Origin of the sequence: Nitratidesulfovibrio sp. 1201_IL3209 (genome assembly GCF_036763125.1) — a bacterium.
GTDB lineage: Bacteria > Desulfobacterota > Desulfovibrionia > Desulfovibrionales > Desulfovibrionaceae > Cupidesulfovibrio.
In genome coordinates this window covers 17420-36469 of sequence record NZ_JBAIYT010000009.1, presented here as the reverse complement: position 1 = coordinate 36469, position 19050 = coordinate 17420, and the positions used below count along the sequence as shown (strand labels likewise).

15 protein-coding genes and 1 riboswitch are annotated in these 19050 nt (G+C 63.6%); of the genes, 11 read left to right on the top strand and 4 right to left on the bottom strand.

Features of this window, described 5'->3' with window-relative positions:
* Window positions 1-289: 289 nt before the first annotated feature.
* Window positions 290-2032 (bottom strand): sulfoacetaldehyde acetyltransferase, encoded by a 1743-nt coding sequence (xsc, locus tag V6B97_RS06440; RefSeq protein WP_333505673.1) that lies wholly within the window; start codon window positions 2030-2032, stop codon window positions 290-292.
* Window positions 2033-2346: 314 nt separating this feature from the next.
* On the opposite strand from xsc, the gene V6B97_RS06435 reads away from it, so the two are divergent.
* The 10 genes from V6B97_RS06435 to V6B97_RS06390 all read left to right on the top strand — a co-directional run bounded on the left by V6B97_RS06435 (window position 2347) and on the right by V6B97_RS06390 (window position 11901).
* Complete coding sequence (locus V6B97_RS06435; protein ID WP_333505672.1) at window positions 2347-3726, top strand: aminotransferase family protein; 1380 nt, start codon at window positions 2347-2349, stop codon at window positions 3724-3726.
* A 29-nt stretch (window positions 3727-3755) separates the two neighbouring features.
* Entirely contained in the window at window positions 3756-4865 is a 1110-nt protein-coding gene (gene ald / locus V6B97_RS06430) for an alanine dehydrogenase (RefSeq protein ID WP_333505671.1), read from the top strand.
* A 210-nt stretch (window positions 4866-5075) separates the two neighbouring features.
* A complete protein-coding gene (locus V6B97_RS06425) occupies window positions 5076-5831 on the top strand; it encodes an ABC transporter ATP-binding protein (protein ID WP_333505670.1) in 756 nt (251 codons plus the stop codon).
* Window positions 5832-5907: 76 nt separating this feature from the next.
* Window positions 5908-6972 carry an ABC transporter substrate-binding protein gene (locus V6B97_RS06420; protein WP_442935469.1) on the top strand — a complete coding sequence of 355 codons (1065 nt, stop codon included), beginning with the start codon at window positions 5908-5910 and terminating at the stop codon, window positions 6970-6972.
* Window positions 6973-7045: 73 nt separating this feature from the next.
* On the top strand, window positions 7046-7843 hold the full coding sequence (locus V6B97_RS06415; protein ID WP_333505668.1) for an ABC transporter permease: 798 nt from the start codon (window positions 7046-7048) through the stop codon (window positions 7841-7843).
* Window positions 7844-7846: 3 nt separating this feature from the next.
* Window positions 7847-8725 carry an ABC transporter permease gene (locus V6B97_RS06410; RefSeq protein ID WP_333505667.1) on the top strand — a complete coding sequence of 293 codons (879 nt, stop codon included), beginning with the start codon at window positions 7847-7849 and terminating at the stop codon, window positions 8723-8725.
* A 43-nt stretch (window positions 8726-8768) separates the two neighbouring features.
* Complete coding sequence (locus tag V6B97_RS06405) at window positions 8769-9518, top strand: ABC transporter ATP-binding protein (RefSeq protein ID WP_333505666.1); 750 nt, start codon at window positions 8769-8771, stop codon at window positions 9516-9518.
* Window positions 9519-9716: 198 nt separating this feature from the next.
* A riboswitch (Fluoride riboswitch) is annotated at window positions 9717-9775 on the top strand.
* Between the two features lie 83 nt (window positions 9776-9858).
* Window positions 9859-11181, top strand: coding sequence for an MFS transporter (locus tag V6B97_RS06400; protein WP_333505665.1), 1323 nt, complete (start codon window positions 9859-9861; stop codon window positions 11179-11181).
* Window positions 11178-11567, top strand: coding sequence for a fluoride efflux transporter CrcB (gene crcB / locus V6B97_RS06395; protein WP_333505664.1), 390 nt, complete (start codon window positions 11178-11180; stop codon window positions 11565-11567). Before V6B97_RS06400 ends, crcB begins: the two co-directional genes overlap by 4 nt.
* A 10-nt stretch (window positions 11568-11577) precedes the next feature.
* Window positions 11578-11901, top strand: a complete 324-nt coding sequence (locus V6B97_RS06390; protein WP_333505663.1) for a DUF190 domain-containing protein — start codon at window positions 11578-11580, stop codon at window positions 11899-11901.
* Between the two features lie 307 nt (window positions 11902-12208).
* On the opposite strand, the gene V6B97_RS06385 is transcribed toward V6B97_RS06390, so the two are convergent.
* Window positions 12209-14638, bottom strand: coding sequence for a methyl-accepting chemotaxis protein (locus tag V6B97_RS06385; RefSeq protein WP_333505662.1), 2430 nt, complete (start codon window positions 14636-14638; stop codon window positions 12209-12211).
* Window positions 14639-14710: 72 nt separating this feature from the next.
* On the bottom strand, window positions 14711-16675 hold the full coding sequence (locus V6B97_RS06380; RefSeq protein WP_333505661.1) for a bifunctional diguanylate cyclase/phosphodiesterase: 1965 nt from the start codon (window positions 16673-16675) through the stop codon (window positions 14711-14713).
* On the opposite strand from V6B97_RS06380, the gene V6B97_RS06375 reads away from it, so the two are divergent.
* Entirely contained in the window at window positions 16668-17081 is a 414-nt protein-coding gene (locus V6B97_RS06375; protein ID WP_333505660.1) for a hypothetical protein, read from the top strand. The two genes, V6B97_RS06380 and V6B97_RS06375, sit on opposite strands and share 8 nt — an antisense overlap.
* Window positions 17082-17365: 284 nt before the next feature.
* Here V6B97_RS06375 and V6B97_RS06370 read toward each other — a convergent pair whose 3' ends face one another.
* Window positions 17366-18913 carry a LuxR C-terminal-related transcriptional regulator gene (locus tag V6B97_RS06370; protein ID WP_333505659.1) on the bottom strand — a complete coding sequence of 516 codons (1548 nt, stop codon included), beginning with the start codon at window positions 18911-18913 and terminating at the stop codon, window positions 17366-17368.
* Window positions 18914-19050: the final 137 nt, after the last annotated feature.

Here is a 19050-nt window from a genome sequence, read left to right as displayed (position 1 = left end):
GGACGTTGCGCCGGATGCTGCCCCGGACGCGGCCCGCACGAGGAAAGACGCCGTGCCGTGGGCCGGGAACGGGACCGGCACCCCCGCAAGGGTGCCGGTCCGCGTCCTCTACTTTGGGGAAGGGGGAATCACCCCGGCCTTCCCATGTCTCTGCAAATGGCACTGGCGGCGCGCCGGGTCGGGGCATCAGCCATGACCTGTCCGGGTTCATCCTTGCGCACCATTCGGGCGCACCATTCGGGTGCGCCGTCCGGCGCGCCGCCGTTGCCGTATGGCCGTTTCGCGGCGGCTACTTGGGGAAGTGCCGCTTGTCCAGATGTTCGTACTTGGGCAGGTGCCGGGTGGGCAGGGCCAGGGCGTCGCGCCGGAACGGCGGGGCCAGGCGCGTGCCGTCGGTCATGATCTCGATGACCGAGGGCTTGCGGCTCTTGCGGGCGGCGTCCAGGGCATCGGCCAGGTCGGCCTGGGTGTTCACCTTGTAGCCCACGGCGCCCATGGCTTCCGCGATCCTGGCGTAGGAGTTGGACCAGATGTCCGCGCCCACGAAGCGGTTGTTGTAGAAGTCCACCTGGTTCTTCTTTTCCGCGCACCAGGCCCCGTTGTTGTACACGGTGGCGATGACCGGCAGGTTGTACTGCACGGCGGTGGGCACTTCGAACAGGCTCATGCCCCACGCGCCGTCACCCACGATGGCAACCACCGCGTCTTCCGGGCAGGCCAGCTGCGCGCCAAGGCCCGCCTGGTAGGCGAAGCCGGTGTTGCCGAAGGTCAGCGTGGCCACCGAGCGCTTGGCGTTGCGGAAGCGCAGGTAGCTGTTGGCCGTGGACGAGGTGTTGCCGATGTCGGTGGTGGCGATGGCGTTGTGCTCGGTGACGAAGCGGCCCACCACTTCCAGCGCCTTGCGCGGGTGCATGCGGCCTTCCGCCACCGGTTCGTCGGCGATGGCCGCGATTTCCTTGTACCAGTCGTCCAGTTCGGCCTTGACCTTGGCGTACACGGCCTCGTCGCGCTTGGGATTCGGAATGGCCTCGCGGACGCGGGCCAGCAGTTCCACGGAGGCGTCCTTGGCGTCGGCGCACAGGCCCACGGCCACGGGGTGGGTCTTGGCGATGTGGCGGGGGTTGATGTCGATCTGGACGATCCTGGCCGTCTTGGGGAAGTAGTTGATGTCGTACTGCGGCAGGGTGCCGAAGTAGGACAGCCGGGTGCCGATGGCCAGGATGACGTCGGCCTGCTGCAGGATGCGCATGGCCGCCTTGGAGCCCATGTAGCCGATGGGGCCGGTCCACAGCGGGTGGTCGCAGGGGAAGGCGTCGTTGTGCAGGTAGGTGCAGGCCACCGGGGCGTTGAGGTGCTCGGCCAGGGCCTTCACCGTTTCCAGCGCGCCGGAATCTACCACGCCGCGGCCGGAGACGATGACCGGGCGCTTGGCCGCCTTCAGCACTTCCACCGCGTCGCGGAACTGCTCGGGGTTGCCGATGCCGCCGGGGGCCACGCGGTACTGCGACGGCGCCAGGATGTCCTCGTCCAGCTCGCCGTAGAAGAAGTCGCGCGGGATGTCCACCAGCACCGGGCCGCGTTCGGCGTAGGCGATGCGGAAGGCCGTGCGCAGGATGTCGGCGGCGCGCTTGGGATGCGGCACCCGGAGTGACGCTTTCGTGATCGGCTTGAACAAGTTCCAGGTGTCACACTCCTGGAAGCCGTCCCAGCCCACCGAAATGCTGCCCGCGCTGGGCGAAATGAGCACCATGGGCGTGTGGGCCATGTTGGCCGTGGCCACGGCCGTGACGTAGTTGGTGATGCCGGGGCCGTTCTGGCCGATGCAAACGCCTGCCTTGCCAGTCATTCTGGTGAAGGCGTCCTCCATGTGGCCCGCCGTCTGTTCGTGGCGCACCGAAATGAAATCGATGCCCGCCGCCGGAAACAGGTCCAGCAGGTCCATGAAAGCGGAGCCGAGAATGCCGCTGACATGGGTGACGCCTTCCTGCACCAGCACTTCCGCCATTGCTTCACTGGGGGTCATCTTGGGCATTTCAAAGCCTCCTCGGGGGGTCGTACCGTGCCGCCTTTACCTGACAATGCACGGTGTTGAAGTAGTTTTACGCCGAGTTCCCGCCCGTCGTAAAAAACGCTTGACAGAAAAATAGCAAAGCCTCATTTCTTTGTCTAGACAAAGCGAAAAAAGAAGGTCGCAACCTTCGCCGTTTTGCCCCAATTTTCTGGAGGACCGCCCGGAACACTGCCCATTAACGGATCATATCCGCATCATTCCCGCCCGGAGGTACGCTTCCCGCGGTCCGCATCACAGGTGCCCTCGTTTTTTCCTGACAACACAAGGAGCAGGACATGAGCCCCAGCCTGAAGCATGACCCAGCGGCATACACGGCGGCCGACATGGCCCACGTGTGGCATCACCTCGTCCAGCACCAGGCCCTCGCCGGCAAAGGCCCCATGATCGTGGTCGAAGCCGACGGACTGAAGCTGCGGGACATCAACGGCAAGGAATACCTGGACGCCACGTCCGGCGGCGTGTGGTGCGTGAACGTGGGCTACGGCCGCGAACGCATCGCCAAGGCGGTGTACGAACAGCTCAGGGCCATGCCCTACTATGCGGCCACGGCCGGCAACATCCCGTACATCGAGTTCGCCAGAAAGCTGATCTCGCACATGCCGGGCCTGTCGCGGGTCTACCTTTCCAACAGCGGGTCCGAGGCCAACGAAAAGGCCTACAAGATGATCCGGGCGCTGGCCCACATTTCGGGCAACACCGCCAAGAAAAAGATTCTCTTCCGCGCCCGCGACTACCACGGCACCACCATCGGCGCGCTGAGCTCCACCGGCCAGGCCGAACGCAAGGAATGGTTCGGCCCGTTCGTCCCCGGCTTCGTCGAATTCCCCCACGCCTGCTGTTACCGCTGCGCCTTCGGCAAGACCTACCCCGGCTGCGACCTCGACTGCGTCAAGGCGGTCGACCGCATCATCAAGGAAGAAGGTCCCGAGACCGTCGGCGGCCTCATCGTCGAGCCCATCACGGCGGGCGGCGGGGTCATCCCCCCGGTGGCCGAGTACTACACCGAGCTTTCGGCCGTCTGTCGGCGCCACGGCGTGCTGCTGATCATGGACGAAGTGGTCTGCGGCATGGGCCGCACCGGCACCATGTTCGGCTACCAGCACTATGGGGTCACCCCGGACATCGTGACCATGGCCAAGGGCGTGGCCAGCGCCTACATGCCCATCTCGGTCACCGTCACCACCGAAGACCTCTTCAAGGCCTTCCTGCACGACCCGGCCGACAAGCTGGCCTACTTCCGCGACATCAGCACCTACGGCGGGTGCGCCGCCTCGTGCAGCGCCGCCCTGGAGAACATGAACATCATCGAGGAGGAAAACCTGCTCGAAAACGTGAAGGCCATGGGCGACTATCTGCTGGCGGGCCTGCGGGAACTGACTGTTCTGCCCAATGTCGGCGACGTTCGCGGCAAGGGCCTGCTGTGCGGCGTGGAACTGGTGGAAGACAAGGCGAGCCGGAAGCCCCTGCCCGAAGGCAAGGTCATCCAGGTGGTGGGCGAAATGGCGGCGGGCGGCGTGCTGGTGGGCCGCACCAACCGCAGCCTGCCCGGCCACAACAACATCATCAACATCGCCCCGGCCTACGTGGTCACCCGGGATGACATCGACGTCATTCTCCGCGCGCTGCGCGCGGCCATGACCAAGGTGCTCGGCTGATACCCGCAATCACCTCACAGGAGCATCCCATGCAGGTCGGCATTCTGAAAGAGATCAAGGTGCTGGAGAACCGCGTGGCCATGACGCCCGCGGGTGTGGTCGCCATGCGCGCCCACGGCCACCAGGTGATGGTGGAAACCGGGGCGGGAGCGGGCGCGGGGTTCCCCGACGACGAGTACGTGGCCGCAGGCGCGGTCATGTCCGACGCGCGGACCATCTTCGCCCAGTGCGGCATGGTCATGCACGTCAAGGAGCCGCAGCCGTCGGAATACGGGCTGCTGCGCAAGGACCAGATACTGTTCACCTACCTGCACCTGGCCGCCGACGAGGAGCAGACCCACGCCCTGGTGGCGGCGCGCAGCGTGAACATCGCCTACGAGACCATCCAGAAGGCGGACGGCTCCCTGCCGCTGCTCACCCCCATGTCCGAGGTGGCGGGGCGCATGGCCATTCAGCAGGCCGCCAAGTACCTGGAAATCCCCACCGGGGGCATGGGCAAGCTGATGGGCGGCGTGCCCGGCGTGGAGCCCGCCGTGGTGGTGGTCATCGGCGGGGGCATCGTGGGCATCAACGCGGCCAAGATGGCCTGCGGACTGGGCGCCACGGTGTATCTGCTGGACAAGAACCTGGACCGGCTGCGCTACCTCAGCGACGTGATGCCGCCCAACTGCATCACCATGATGTCCGGCCCCTACGCCATCCGCAAGCTGCTGCCCCAGGCCGACGTGGTGGTGGGCGCGGTGCTGGTGCCCGGCGCCAAGGCCCCCCGCCTGGTCACCCGAGAAGACCTGAAGCTGATGCGCAAGGGTTCCATCCTGGTGGACGTGGCCATCGACCAGGGCGGCTGCTTCGAAACCTCGCGCCCCACCACCCATGCCGATCCGGTGTATATGGTTGACGGCGTGAATCACTACTGCGTGGCCAACATTCCCGGCGCGGTGGCCATGACCTCCACGGCCGCGCTGACCAACGCCACCCTTCCCTACGCCCTGACCATCGCGGACCTGGGGTGGAAGGAAGCCTGCCGCCGCCACGAGGACATCCGCAAGGGCCTCAACGTGGTGGACGGCAAGATAACCTACCCGGCCGTGGCCGAAGCCTTCCGGCTGCCGCCCATTCAGGTGGAAGAGGTATTGTAAGACGGGGAGCCGGGCACGGCCGGTCCCCGCGCGGGGGCCGGCCGGGTACGCCCGGCCCCCGGAGTCATGACGACGACGCGGAATCCGCCGCCCCTGTCAACGCGGCGGCCCGCCTCCTCCGCATCCGGTCTGATGGCCCGGTCGACCCCGACCGGGCGTCCGGGTCCGGATGCGGAAGGAGCGGTCGCCCCCCGCCGATGGAGCGTACCCGTGCAAGACGCCGCCAGACCACGAACCAAGATCGAAGTATGCAATCTCACCAAGCGGTTCGGTGAACTGCTGGTGCTCAACGACATCTCCTTCTCGGTGGCCGAGGGCGAGTTCGTGGCCATCGTCGGGCCCACGGGCTGCGGCAAGACCACCTTCCTCAACGCCCTGTCCTGTCTCCTGCCCGCCTCGGCCGGCCAGATCCTCATCGACGGCACCCCGGCCGATCCCAAACGCCACAACATCTCCTACGTCTTCCAGGAACCCACCTGCCTGCCATGGCGCACCGTGCGCGAAAACGTGGCCTACGGCATGGAGGTCAAGGGCCGCCCCCAGCGCGAGATCGACGAACGGATGGACCACATCCTCGACCTCGTGGGGCTGACCCAGTGCGCCAGCCTGTACCCCAACCAGATATCCGCCAGCATGCAGCAGCGCATCGCGGTCTCGCGCGCCTTCGCCGTGGACCCCGACCTGCTGCTGATGGACGAGCCTTACGGCCAGCTGGACGTGAAGCTGCGGTTCTACCTGGAGGACGAACTGGTGAACCTGTGGCGCAAGCTGAAAAGCACCGTGCTGTTCATCACCCACAATATCGAGGAGGCGGTCTACGTGGCCGAACGCATCCTCGTGCTGTCCAACAAGCCCACGCGCATCAAGGCGGAAGTGAAGGTGGACCTGCCCCGCCCGCGCGACTTCATGGACCCGGAATTCGTGCGCATCCGTGAACACGTCACGGACCTCATCAGATGGTGGTAATCCCGCAAGGGAACTCGGAATGGCAAGAGCATACGCCCAGACAGTCTACCGTAACCCGCTTCAAGGAGGTCTGACCATGCTTCGGATGAAACGTTGGGTTGGATTTGCGGCTGCCGTGATGGCCCTTCTTGCCATGACGGCGACGGCCTTCGCCGCCGAGGTGAAGGCACTGGATACGACGTGGCAGGCGGAGCACGAAACGTTCGTGCCCTGGTATGCCAAGCAGCAGGGCTGGGACAAGGCGGCCGGGTTCGATTTCAAGCTGCACATGTTCGATTCGGGCATGGCCCAGATCGAAGCCCTGCCCGCCAAACAGTGGGTCGTGGGCGGCACGGGCGGCGTGCCCATGATGTTCGGCGCGCTGCGCCAGAACGCCTACCTCATCGCCATCGCCAACGACGAGTCGGTGACCAACGCGGTGCTGGTGCGCCCGGACAGCCCCATCCTGAAGACCAAGGGCTTCAACCCCAAGCACCCCGAGGTGTACGGCTCGCCTGAAAGCGTCAAGGGCAAGACCATCCTCGCCACCACCATCTCGTCCGGCCACTATGCCATGAGCCTGTGGCTGAAGGCCCTGGGCCTGACCGACAAGGACGTGATCATCAAGAACATGGACCCCGCCCAGTGCGTGGCCGCGTTCGAAAAGGGCATCGGCGACGCCGTGGTCCTGTGGGCGCCGCAGATGTACAACGGCCTCAAGAAGGGCTGGAAGGTCGCCTCCGACGTCAAGACGGCCGGCGGCTTCGTGCCCATCGTGCTCATCGGCGACAAGGAATACTGCGACAAGAACCCCGAGGAAGTGGCCCGTTTCCTCAAGGTGTACTTCCAGGGCATCGACGCCCTGCGCTCCGAAGGCGTGAAGCTGGCCCCCGAATACGCCCGCTTCCTGAAGTGGGCCGGTCTGAACATGACCGAGGAAGAAGCCAAGATGGACCTGGAACTGCACCCGGTGTTCACCCTGCAGGAACAGCTGAAGATGTTCGACGCCTCCGCCGGCGAAAGCCAGGTGCAGGCATGGCAGAAGGACCTGGTGAAGTTCTTCACCGACCTCGGCAAGCTGAAGCCCGCCGAAGGCGAAAAGCTGCTGACCGGCTACTACATCACCGACAAGTTCCTGAAGCTGGTTCCCACCGTGAAGTAACCCGCTTTCCCGCGGCGCCCGTTCCGCCCTGGGCGGGCGCCGCTCCCCTCCACCGCCGACACCGGAGGCATGCATGACCGCATATCGCGAGGTTGTCGTAAGAACACCGCTGGCGCTGAAGGTGCTGCCCGTCGTCAGCGTGGCCACGTTCTTCATCGCATGGGAGATCATCGTGCGCACCGGGGTCGTGCCGGATACCATGCTGGCCGCGCCTTCAACCGTGACGCAGCTTCTGTTCGACAAGTTCACCAACGTGGACCCCGACGGCGCCCTGCTGCACCAGCACGCCTGGATCAGCATCCAGGAAGCCTTCGGCGGATATTTCCTGGCCCTGGCCGTGGGGCTGCCATTGGGCCTCGCCATGGGCTGGTTCAACGTGGCCGAGGGCCTTGCCCGGCCCATCTTCGAGATCATCCGCCCCATCCCGCCGGTGGCGTGGATACCCCTGACCATCTTCTGGTTCGGCATCGGACTGCCCGGCAAGATCTTCATCATCTGGCTGGGGGGGCTGGTTCCGTGCGTCATCAACGCCTACGTGGGGGTCAAGATGACCAATCCCACGCTCATCCAGATGGCCCGCACCTACGGGGCCAGCGACTGGCAGATTTTCAAGCAGCTGTGCATCCCCTCGGCCCTGCCCATGGTCTTCGGCGCGTTGCAGATCGCCCTGGCCTGCTGCTGGACCAACCTGGTGGCCGCGGAACTGCTGGCCGCCGACGCGGGCCTGGGGTTCATGATCACCATGGGCAGGCGGCTGGCCATGCCCGAAATGGTGGTGCTGGGCATGTTCATGGTGGGGCTGACCGGCGCCTTCATCGGCGTGATCATCGACAGGGTGGAAAAGCGGCTGCTGGCCGGGATCAGGAGGTAGACCATGTCGCAGGAAGCCACGTGCAACGCCGCAAGCTCCTCCATCGCCAACGAGACCGTGGGACAGGTGGTGGACCGCGGCCCCATGAGCCTCGGCCGCATCCTCACCAACCGCTGGTTTCTGCACACCGTGTCCATCGTTGCGTTCTTCTGGCTGTGGGACTGGCTGGCCCGCTCCAACGTGCTGGGCGGCGGCAGCAGCGCCCTGGCCCGCCCGCACGAGGTGCTGGAACAACTGGCGGTGCTCACCCGCGAGGAACTGGCGGAACTGACCCTGTGGGGCCACGTGTGGGCCAGCACCCAGCGCGTGGTGATAGGCTTTTCCATCGCCGCCGCCATCGCCGTGCCCCTGGGCCTGTTCATGGCCCTGAACCGCTACGTCAACGCCATCGTCAAGCCCCTGTTCGACCTTCTGAAGCCCATGCCGCCCATCTCGTGGATATCCATCTCCATCCTGTGGTTCGGCATCGGCGAGACGTCCAAGGTGTTCATCATCGTGCTGGGCACCTTCGTGCCCTGCCTGCTCAACGCCTACAACGGCGTGCGCCTGGTGGAGCCGGAACTGTACGACGTGGTGCGCATGCTGGGCGGCAAGCGCCGCGACGAAATCCTGCACGTCTGTTTTCCGGCCTCGTTCCCGGCCATCTTCGCGGGGTTGCAGATATCGCTCAGCATCGCCTGGACCTGCGTGCTGGCGGCGGAACTGGTCAGCGCCCGCTCGGGCCTGGGGTACATCATCGTGCAGGGCATGAACCTGTCGCAACCGGCCATGGTCATCGGCGGCATGGCGGTCATCGCGGCGGCCGCGTGGGGCACCACGCTGCTGGTCACCGCGCTGGAACGCAAGCTGTGTCCGTGGAAGCGCAAGATCGTGGGCCTGTAGCCCCACCGCCGGAACCCCAGACCCCAAAGGAAGGGACGACGCCGTGATCGAATGCCGCAACGTGAGCAAGACCTTCATCCAGAAGGGCAAACAGGAAGTGCCGGTGCTCGAGGACGTGAGCATCGACGTGCAGGCCAACGAATTCGTGGTCATCCTCGGCCCCGGCCAGAGCGGCAAGAGCACGCTTCTGCGCATCATCGCCGGGCTGGAAACGCCCACCACCGGCACCGTGACCCTGGACGGAGAGCCGGTGACCGGACCGGGGGCCGACCGGGGCCTGGTGTTCCAAGGGTACATGCTCTTTCCGTGGAAGACCGTGCTCGGCAACGTGGAAATGGGACCGAAGCTGTGCGGCCTGCCCAGGGACGAAGCCCGCGACCTCGCCATGCACTACATCGACCTGGTCGGGCTTTCCGGGTTCGAGAAGCACTACCCGCACCAGCTTTCCGGCGGCATGAAGCAGCGCGTGGGCATTGCCCGCGCCTACGCCAACAAGCCACGGGTGATGCTGCTGGACGAGCCCTTCGGCCAGTTGGACGCCCAGACGCGCATCTTCATGGAACAGGAGACCGAGCGCATCTGGCAGACCGACAAGCGCACCGTGGTCTTCGTGACCAACAACACCGACGAGGCGCTGTTCCTGGCCGACAGGATCATCACCATCGAAGGCAAGCTGCCCGGCCGGGTGCGGCAGACCTACACCGTGGACCTGCCCCGCCCGCGCGACCTGACCAGCATGCGTTTTCTGGAAATGCGCCGCGAACTCATAGACGCCTCGGTGCTGACGCTGTAGCCCGTGCGACGGCGGGCTGCCGCACCGAACGGCCAAGGGCCGGTCCCCCCGCGGGGGACCGGCCCTCCTGCGACGGACCGGAGGCCATCGGGCGCGCCCGGCCAGGCGGGACCAGCGACGAGGCCGCCCCGGCAGGCCCGGCGAGCCGGTATCTCCGTGGGCGACACGGGGTTTACTTTCCGTGCCCGAGCGGGTAATTTCAGAGCAGGGAATGGAGTTTCCCCTGAACCGCGCTAGCTGATAACTCCTACCAACCGTGAAGGCGTTGGTAGGCTATTGCACAGACAACCACGTTTTCGACGTGGTTGTCTTTTTTTGCATGATCCGCACGAGGTGCAGCATGTTCGGGGCGCTCATCGGTCTTCCACGCAACATCTGGCTGATCGGGCTGATCAGTTTCTGCAACGACAGCGCGAGCGAAATGCTCTACCCCATCATTCCGCTGTACCTGTCCTCGGTCCTCATGGCCGGGCCGCGCGCGCTCGGCCTCATCGAAGGCATCGCCGAAGCCACGGCGAGCCTGCTGAAACTGTTTTCCGGGGTGGTCATGGACCGCACCCGCGCGGCAAGGCCGTGGATCATCCTCGGCTACGGCCTTGCCGGATTCGGCCGCCCCCTGATCGCCTTTGCCGGCAGTTGGGGCTGGGTCCTGCTCATCCGCTTCGCCGACCGGGTCGGCAAGGGCCTGCGCACGTCCCCGCGCGACGCGCTGCTGGCCTCCTGCGCCGGGCCCGAACAGTGCGGGCTGGCGTTCGGGCTGCACAGGGCCATGGACAACGCCGGGGCCGTGGCCGGGCCGTTGGCGGCCTTCGGGCTGTTGTCCTGGGGCATGCCCCTCAAGCACATCTTCCTGTGGGCAGTGCTCCCCGCCGTGCTCTGCCTGGGCCTTTCGCTGGGAGTACGGGAACCGGCCCCCGCAACGCGCAGCCGCCAACGCCGCGCCATGGACTGGCGTCTGCGCGGCATGCCGCCGGTGTTCAAGAGATACCTCGCGGCGGTCGCCCTGTTCACGCTCGGCAACTCCTCCAACATGTTTCTGTTGCTGCGGGCCGGGGAACTCGGGGTTCCGGCGGAGCGGATACCGTTGCTGTGGGCCGCCGTTTCAGCGGTCGCCATGCTCTTTTCCGTGCCGTTGTCCGCCCTGTCCGACAGGCTGGGACGCCCCGCCGTCCTGCTGGGCGGGTATGGCGCATATTGCCTGTTCTACCTGGCAATGGCCGTCATCGACGACAACAGCGCCGTTCTCTTCATCCTGTTCGGCTTCTACGGCCTGTTCATGGGCGCCACCGAGGGCGTCGAAAAAGCCTTTGTCGCGGACCTCGTGGACGCCGACCGGCGCGGAACCGCCTTCGGGTGGTTCAACCTGGTCGCCGGGGCCCTGCTCCTGCCCGCTTCGGTCCTTTTCGGCTTCCTGTACCAGACGGTGTCCCCGGCCTGCGCGTTTCTCTTCTCGGCCGGGTGCTCCCTGCTGGCGGCCGTAGTGGTCGGCTTTTTCGTCCCGCCCCCGCCACGGCGGCAGCATGAGCCCGGCGTTGCGCGGAACCAGCGCGGAAGAAAACACGCAACCCGTTCGCGGACAATGCATGCGGACCATGCCATGTCATGTCACGGCATGCGCGAGATATTCACCCATATCGAGCGGCGACAACCGGAGCACACATGATCAAATCAATCATCTGCATCAGCGCGGGCGCGTCCATGGGATCGGTTCTGCGATGGGTTTTCGGCCTGATGCTGAACGGCGTCTTCCCGCCCATCCCCCTCGGCACGGTGGCCGCCAACCTGCTTGGCGGCTATTGCATAGGCATTGCCGTAAGCGCCTTCAACGCATTTCCCCACCTGGCCCCGGAATTGCGCCTGCTGGTGATTACCGGCTTTCTCGGCGGGCTGACGACGTTCTCCACGTTTTCCGCCGAGGTGGGCGCGCTGTTGCAGGGACAACGCATCATGACGGCCGTCGCCGCCGTTACACTTCATGTGGCAGGGTCCCTCATGATGCTGTTTCTGGGGATGGGAACCTTTGCCGCTCTCAGGACTATCCTGCGATAGGAGATGACACATGCACGGTTACCAGCTCACCTTCTTCACCCAACAGGGGCGTACGCACGGAATGTTGAGCATCGCGGAATGGCTGCTCAGGGAAGCCAGGGAGATCGGCGTCAAGGGGGCCACCATTGCCGCCGCGCAGGGGGGCTACGGCCGCGACGGCAAATACCATTCCGCCCATTTCTTCGAATTGGGGGAACAGCCGGTGGAAGTGACCATGGCGGTCGGCCCCGAACAGGCGGAGCGGTTGTTCGCCAGAATCGGGAAAGAGGACCTCAGGATTTTCTACATGAAGATTCCCGTGGAATTCGGCATCACGGGAGAGGACCCGGAATAGCTGGCTACGCCCAATGCCGGGGGGGAGGCCAGGGGCAGTCGCCCGCCTGAGCGCCATCCCGCCCGCCATCCTGCCCGCCATCCTGCCTTGTGGAACCGCCGATGCCAGGAGCGTGCGACGCCCTTGGAGGCCGCGCAATGGCGACGGGTCTGCCACGCCAACGCCCAAGGCTTCCGAATGGCGGACGCACCTGCGCCGCAGCCTGTGCGACGGCGGGCTCCGCACCCGATGCCCAAGGGCCGGTCCCCCCGCGCGAGGGACCGGCCTGCTTCATCCTTTCGCCCTGACGCCCCGCATGGGAGGCTGCCTATGCGGCCTTGGCGTCGGCGGTAAGGTTGCCCATGATCTGCTGCAATTCCAACGCCATATGGGAAAGCCCCTGAATGGCGCCGGAAGACTGCACGATACTCTCCGCTATCTCGCCGACGATATTGTTGATTTCCTCAATGGCCCGGGTGATTTCCTCCGATGTGGCGCTTTGTTCTTCCGCTGCGGTGGCGATGGACGCCACAACCCCCGAACTGGAGGCGGCCATGTCCACGATTTCGGTCAGCGCGTTGCCGGAAGCTCCGGCCAGTCCGGTCGCCTCCTCGATGCGCTCCGCCGCCTTGTCCACTTCCACAATGTTGTTGCGGGCGGCCTGCTGGATGCCGGCGATGTTGGTGCCGACCTCATGGGTGGCGGACATGGTCTTTTCGGCCAGCTTGCGCACCTCGTCCGCCACCACGGCGAACCCCCGGCCGGCCTCGCCGGCGCGGGCGGCCTCTATGGCCGCGTTCAGGGCCAGCAGGTTGGTCTGGTCCGCGATGTCGGAGATGGTCACGATGACATTGTCGATGCGTTCGGCCTGCTTGCCAAGTTCCTGCATGTCGGTCTGCAACTTGGAGGCGACGGCGTGCACGCCGCGTATGGCCTCCACGACATTGCCCACCAGGGTGGAACCTTCCCTGGCCTTCCTGCTGGTGTCCTCGCTGCCCTCCGAAGCCTGCCCGGCGTTGCGGGCAACCTCGAGCACGGTGCTGTTCATTTCCACCATGGCGGTAGCCGTGGAGTTGACGCGGTCGCGCTGCATGCCGGCGCCGCGCGATATCTCTTCCATCTGGGCCGTCAGTTCCTCGGCGGACGCCGCCACCTGGTTGGCTATGGAGATGGCCTCTTCCGCCACCTGCCGCATGGTGTTCTGCTGGCTCCGTATTTCGGTCATGTCGGCGATGAACTCCATGTAGCCGACGGTGCGCTTTTGCAGGTCGTGCAGCGGACTGGCCGCCACCATGACATCCATGCGCCTTCCCTGCGGGTGGATGACCGTTTCGCCGCGCACCACCTGGTTCTGGCTCATGGCCCTCTTGCCGAAACAGGTGTTGCCGCTGCAATCGTCGCTCATGAGCTGCTGCCTGCACTGAGCGTCCGAGATGTCCTTGCCGAGCACCTCTTCGGCGGCCCTGTTCAGGAACAGGACGTTGTGCTGCTGGTCGCAGGTGATGATGGGCAGGTTCAGCTGATGGACGACATCGGTGTATGCGTCGCTGACGGTGTTGACGGACCGGGCCAGGTCCGCGAAGGAGTTGGAGAACTCCGTAAGGTTCAGGCGCTCCTGGAACTGCCCGGAAAGGATGTTGTCGGCAAGACGGTTGGCCCGCGACACGATGCCTTCGAACACCACCGGAATCTGCTGGATGGAGGCCGTCATCTTGCCGATTTCCCCGCCCTCCTTCACCGAGAGCTTGTAGGAGAACTCTCCCTGGGAAATGGCCGTGGCCAGGTTGCCCACGTCATGCAGCACGCGGATGAGGGCGAAAATGATGAGGACGGCGAACACCGTGCCCAGCAGGATCCCCGCCACGCTGCCGCCCAGCATCAGGGTCTGCGACGAGCTGACGGTCTCCAGCGTGTCCGCTCCGAACGTCTCCATCAGCTTGTCGGCGCCGGCGTTGAGCTTTTTCGAGGTGTCCAGGGAATCGTCCAGCAGGCTTTCCGTCGTCTGCAGGTAGCCACGGATGTCCTGATGCAGCTTGTTCATGTCGGTGAACGTCGCGTGCACCTTGTCGAATGCCTGCAACAGGCCGGCAAGACTGGCCTTGCCTTCGGCAAGGCGCAGCACCCCATCCAGTTGCCCGAGGCCGCTCCTGAACTTGGCGAAGTGTTCCTCCACCAGCCTGGCGTCGACGGAAAGGCCGGAATTCACAAACTGGCCCAGCGCGCCGCGTCCGGAGGCGATGTCCCGGCGGATGCGGGCCATGTTTTCCAGGGCGTCGAGGTTGCCGGCGGTCCGGGCCAGCGCGATCAGGGCATCCAGCATCCGCTCCATGTCGTCTATGCCGGGCAGCACCGCCTGCGTGTAGTGGGCCTGGACATTCTTTACCGCCGGTTCCATCGATGCGATAACACTGCGAAACTTCTTTATGTTCTCGTCAATGTCATTCAGCATCTTCTGGTTTTCCGGCAAGAGGGCGATGTCCCGGGCCAGCCTGACCTTGGCCTCGGCCAGGTCAAGGGACTCCCTGGCGTGCCCCATGTACTGCGGGTCGGACGAACGCAGAAACCGGAACACCTCGAACGCGGCGTCCTCCATGGCGCCGTCCAGGTCGCTGCAGATGACGTTGAAATTGGAAAGACGCCGGTATTCCACAAATCCCTTGCCCACCTTGTCGAGCCCGCTGTAGCCCAGCAGCGCCAGGCCCACCAGCAGGACCATCATGAACATGAACCCCGCGATGATCTTGTGCTTTGTCGTCATGGTCTCCTCCTTGTCGGATATCTGGTCCGGCGGAATCCGGCGCCGCCGCGCTGTCGCTGCCCCGCTCGCCCGCTACATCCAATCGCCCAGTTGCATGGACCGGGTAATGGCCTCCGGAGAACGCGGTTTTCCCGTGTGGTAGCCTTGCACCTCGTCACAGAGATGCAACGCGAGATTGATTTTCTGCTCTTCACTTTCCACGCCTTCCGCAAGGCAGGTCATGCCCAGCTTGTGTCCGACGGAAATGATGCACTCTACAACGGCCCTGGTGTTGGCGCTTTCCATCAGCCCAAGAACAAGGCTGCGATCTATCTTGAGTTTGCTCACGGGAAGGCGGATGAGGTGGGAAAAATTGGAGTATCCTGTTCCAAAGTCGTCCAGTGATATCCGCACGCCCAGATCGTGCAGCGCATACAGGCGCACGATGCTGTTTTCCGCATCGGTCATGGCCGTGGATTCCGTGATTTCCAGTTCCAGGTGCTCCGGGGGCAGCCCCGTATCCCGCAGGACTCTGGCCACAAGGTCGGGCAGGTCGGCATCCTGCAACTGGACGGCGGAAAGGTTGACGGCCATTCGTCCGGTGAACAGTCCCATGTCCAGCCATTCCTTGCCCTGGCGGCATGCCTCGTACAGCACCCAGGCTCCCATGGGGACGATCAGGCCCGTGCTTTCCGCCACGGAAATGAACTGCGAGGGGGGAATGAATCCCTTTTCCGGGTGCTCCCAGCGCAGCAGCGCCTCAAGGCCGACCAAGCCATGGTCCTCGAGGGAGAACTGGGGCTGGTAGTATACCCGCAGTTCGTCGTCGCGCAGCGCCTTGGGCAGCGCGGACTCCATCCACCATCTGTTGGTGATGACTTCGTTGAGTTCGTGCGAAAAGAAGTGATACTTTCCCGGCCGACGGTTTTTTCCCTCTTCCAGGGCCACCCTGGCGTTATGCAGCAGCGTGGGCATGTCGGCACCGTCATTGGGGTACACGCTTATGCCTATGGTGCAGGAAATATGGAACTCCTGACCACGCAACAGCAGGGGCACGGACATCTCGTCCAGGAACGTATCCACGAATTTCGTGATGGAATCGAAATGCTGAAGGTCGGAGAGAAGGACCACGAACTTGTCGTCGTCGAATCGCACGAGCATCTTTTGATACCCCACCGTGTAGCTGAAACGCTCGGCAATACTGCTCACCACGTCGTTGGTGGTCGCTTGTCCGGACAGTGTGGATATCTTTGCGTAGTCATCGATACTGATCATCAGCACGGCATGGCATATGCCGTCCGTCTTCTGTTGCAGGAAATTCTGGGCAAAATACTCCTCGATCATCTTGTATTTCGGCAAGTTCGTGGCTTCGTCGTAGTATTCCTTGTAGATGGCCTGCTTTTGCAGCAGACTGTAGTTGCGCACCCATATGATCAGGAAGGCGAAGAGCGTGAGGCCGATGATGAATGTGGATATGGTGAAGATAAGAACCTTGCGCTGCCACTCGGCCAGCACCTGTTCCGTCCCGATGCCGGATATGACGGCGATGTTGAACCGGCCCACGCGGCTGAAGGCGAACACCCGCTCCACGCCATCGTCGTGAGACGGGGTTATGTAGACTCCTTCCTCCAATCCGCTTTGCAGGTTGTGCATGAACGTGGAGCCTTTCAGTATCTGCCCCCTCTTGCCGATGTCCTCTGGGTATCGGGCGAGCAGACGGCTGTTCAGGTCGGTGATGGCGACGAATGCGTCGTCGTCCGGCATCGTCTGGCTGTACACCTTCAGAAAGAACGTGTGCGGCACCGCTGCGACGACAACGCCCGCGAAGGCGCCGTCCTTTGTTTCCAGCCGTCTGGACAGCGTGATGAGCCACGCCTGCTCGAATTCGGAAAAGAACGGTTCGGAGATGGTCAGTTCTTTCGCGGAACCCTGCTCGTTCCGCTTGAAGTACGGGCGTTCCCGGATGTTGGCGGCAAAGGGAAAGGCTGTTGGCGCGTTGCCTACGAATTCGCCATCCGCGTTGGCGATGCGCAGGGCCATCGCCGCGGGCATGACCATCAGATGCCGCTTCAGATACGCATCCCCCCCCCCCGGATTCCATGGGGATATTCTTGCCGTACCTGTCCTGCACCAGGTGCAGGATGGCGTCTATCTTGTCCACCGACATCATGGCGTGGCCTTTGACCTGCTCCACATACGAGCGCAGATAGCGCTTGGCGAACTCCAAGTCGCGTTCGCGCGACTGCCATGCCTCAAGCGCCAGCAGAGCTACGAACGTCATGAAAAACAGCACGATTCCAGCAATGAATATCTTTTCCCTGAATTTAAGGACGCTGATATCCTTCAAAAACATATTATACGGGCTTTGCCTGCCTCGTGCAGCGATGGGTTCGTCCTTCATGTCCGCCTTCCTTCCGCTCCTGGGACATGGAGCGAATTTGGCATTCTGGATCACCGGGAGTGAGTTGTCCTTTGCTGGATATGCTTGGTTCATGCTTCGCCATGGATTTTCAAGAAATGAAAATCACAGCCGTCCATCTTCCACCTAGTGAAGAAAAACAAAAGTGCAATACGGCAAAATTGAGGAAAGACACAAAAAATGCTCTCCTCAATATTGAGGAGAGCACCATATGCCGCGTGGCCGGGGCGAACCGGGCGGACAGCCCGGGATGGGGCCTGCGAAAAAAAAGCGGCGTCCCCCCATATGGAGTAACGCTGCTTTTCCAGTTCGTTACGATTTGAACCCGATTATTCCCGGTCGCGCCGGTCGCGATTGACGAACGCGCTGATCAGTTCGACCCGGCTGTTGGTCCGGGTTTTCTTCAACAGCGTCCGGATGTAGAAGCGCACGGAATTTTCCTTGAGGCCGAGCATGTCGGCCATGCCCCCGGTGGAGTGCCCTTGCACCAGGAGTTCCAGAACCTCCCGTTCGCGGGGTGACAGTCCGTGATGCACGGAAAAGGCGCTGACGGCCTCGGCAATGCCGGAGGAGGCGGGCAACGCAGGCTGGAGCGGCGGCATCACGTCCTTGTCGGTTTCCCGCAGCGCGCGATAGGCTGCGGGCAGGGACACAAGGCACAACAGGGTGCAGGCCGTCAGCACGGCAAATGATGAAAAGGGCAGCAGAGGCTGCAGGTAGCGCTGAAACAGGGACCCTGCCAGAAGGGATACAGTCATGCCCAGCAAGAGAGCGGCAGTGGCCAGGGCCGGGCGGGGGCAGCGGGATGCGAGGTTTCCGGTAATCAGCATGCCGATGAACAGTTGCACCTGGTATCCGATGATGCAGGTTACATATATGGCCTGATGCAGCCATACCACTGGCTGGGGCCGGAACAGCCACGGAACCGAGAAGCATACCATGATGCTGCCCATGAGCAGAAACTTCAGCATGGCGTTGCCGTATCGATGCAGCAGGAAGGCCATTCCGGAAAACAGGAGTACGAAAACAAGCTGCGTGTATTCCGGATAGGCTTCCCGAAGGTTGAGGCGCGGGAGAAATATGAAGTGAGTGAAGCCGTTGATGAAGAAACTTATGGAGAGAGGTATCAGCAACCACAGAAGTATCTTCGAGGGTGAAGGAGCGGGCTGCGACGCATCCTCTCCATCCTGAATGCGGCTGTTCCGCAAGGCCTGGGCTCTATCAAGCAGTACCGGAAGCATCTTGAAAAGCCGCCAGACAACATAGGCGAACCCTGCGGCAAACACGGAGCGGATATAATACAGCAGAACGGAAAAACGGTTCAGGGGCGTGGTTTCGGATGCCGGAAGATACACTTCCACCAGAATCAGCACGGTCACGGCCCAGAAGGCATGCCCAGCCGCCAGGGCGATGCCCAGCGTGAACCCCTGGTCGCGGGGCGGGACGGAAAGAAAGAACAGTCTGTGCATCAGCGGCCAGAGCATCGACCAGAGGGTGGGCTGCACCAGAGCCAGCCAGTAGCCTTCGTAGAACATGGGGCACAGCAGGCGTGTCAGGGGGACGCTTACGGCCAGAAACACCACTCCCAGGGCAATGGCGCCACCCCACATCCGGGCCTTTCGGGAGTCGGAGGCAATATGCCGCTCGATGACGGTGAGGCCCGACGCGCTTATGAACACGCCCAGCAGAAAGCCCACAAGGGCGATGAACTGCTCCTCGGGCGACATTCTGTGAAGCAGCAGCAGGATGGCCCCGATATTGATGATCGGGAAAAAAAGCCCCGCCAGGGCCTGGCCCCAGGCCTTTCCCGGGTTGGAAGGCAGAGTGGCGGCAAGCTCCTGGCGCGGGCCCTGGGGAGAGAATGGGGATGTATGCATGGGCAATGGCTGCGAGCCTTGGTGTGGTTCGGTTCATCCAACGGGACCGGAGGGCGCGTGCACGGGAAACCTTTGGCCGTGACCACGTTCCCGCCCTTCGACACATGCCGGCAGACCAGACCTTGTGTTGCAAGGTC

What these genes read in the sequence shown, in the direction of transcription:
- xsc (WP_333505673.1), bottom strand. Translation starts at nt 2,032, where the DNA reads ATGCCCAAGATGACCCCCAGTGAAGCAATGGCGGAAGTGCTGGTGCAG.
- V6B97_RS06435 (WP_333505672.1), top strand. Translation starts at nt 2,347, where the DNA reads ATGAGCCCCAGCCTGAAGCATGACCCAGCGGCATACACGGCGGCCGAC.
- ald (WP_333505671.1), top strand. Translation starts at nt 3,756, where the DNA reads ATGCAGGTCGGCATTCTGAAAGAGATCAAGGTGCTGGAGAACCGCGTG.
- V6B97_RS06420 (WP_442935469.1), top strand. Translation starts at nt 5,908, where the DNA reads ATGCTTCGGATGAAACGTTGGGTTGGATTTGCGGCTGCCGTGATGGCC.
- V6B97_RS06415 (WP_333505668.1), top strand. Translation starts at nt 7,046, where the DNA reads ATGACCGCATATCGCGAGGTTGTCGTAAGAACACCGCTGGCGCTGAAG.
- V6B97_RS06410 (WP_333505667.1), top strand. Translation starts at nt 7,847, where the DNA reads ATGTCGCAGGAAGCCACGTGCAACGCCGCAAGCTCCTCCATCGCCAAC.
- V6B97_RS06400 (WP_333505665.1), top strand. Translation starts at nt 9,859, where the DNA reads ATGTTCGGGGCGCTCATCGGTCTTCCACGCAACATCTGGCTGATCGGG.
- crcB (WP_333505664.1), top strand. Translation starts at nt 11,178, where the DNA reads ATGATCAAATCAATCATCTGCATCAGCGCGGGCGCGTCCATGGGATCG.
- V6B97_RS06390 (WP_333505663.1), top strand. Translation starts at nt 11,578, where the DNA reads ATGCACGGTTACCAGCTCACCTTCTTCACCCAACAGGGGCGTACGCAC.
- V6B97_RS06385 (WP_333505662.1), bottom strand. Translation starts at nt 14,638, where the DNA reads ATGACGACAAAGCACAAGATCATCGCGGGGTTCATGTTCATGATGGTC.
- V6B97_RS06375 (WP_333505660.1), top strand. Translation starts at nt 16,668, where the DNA reads ATGACCATCAGATGCCGCTTCAGATACGCATCCCCCCCCCCCGGATTC.
- V6B97_RS06380 (WP_333505661.1), bottom strand. Translation starts at nt 16,675, where the DNA reads ATGGTCATGCCCGCGGCGATGGCCCTGCGCATCGCCAACGCGGATGGC.
- V6B97_RS06370 (WP_333505659.1), bottom strand. Translation starts at nt 18,913, where the DNA reads ATGCATACATCCCCATTCTCTCCCCAGGGCCCGCGCCAGGAGCTTGCC.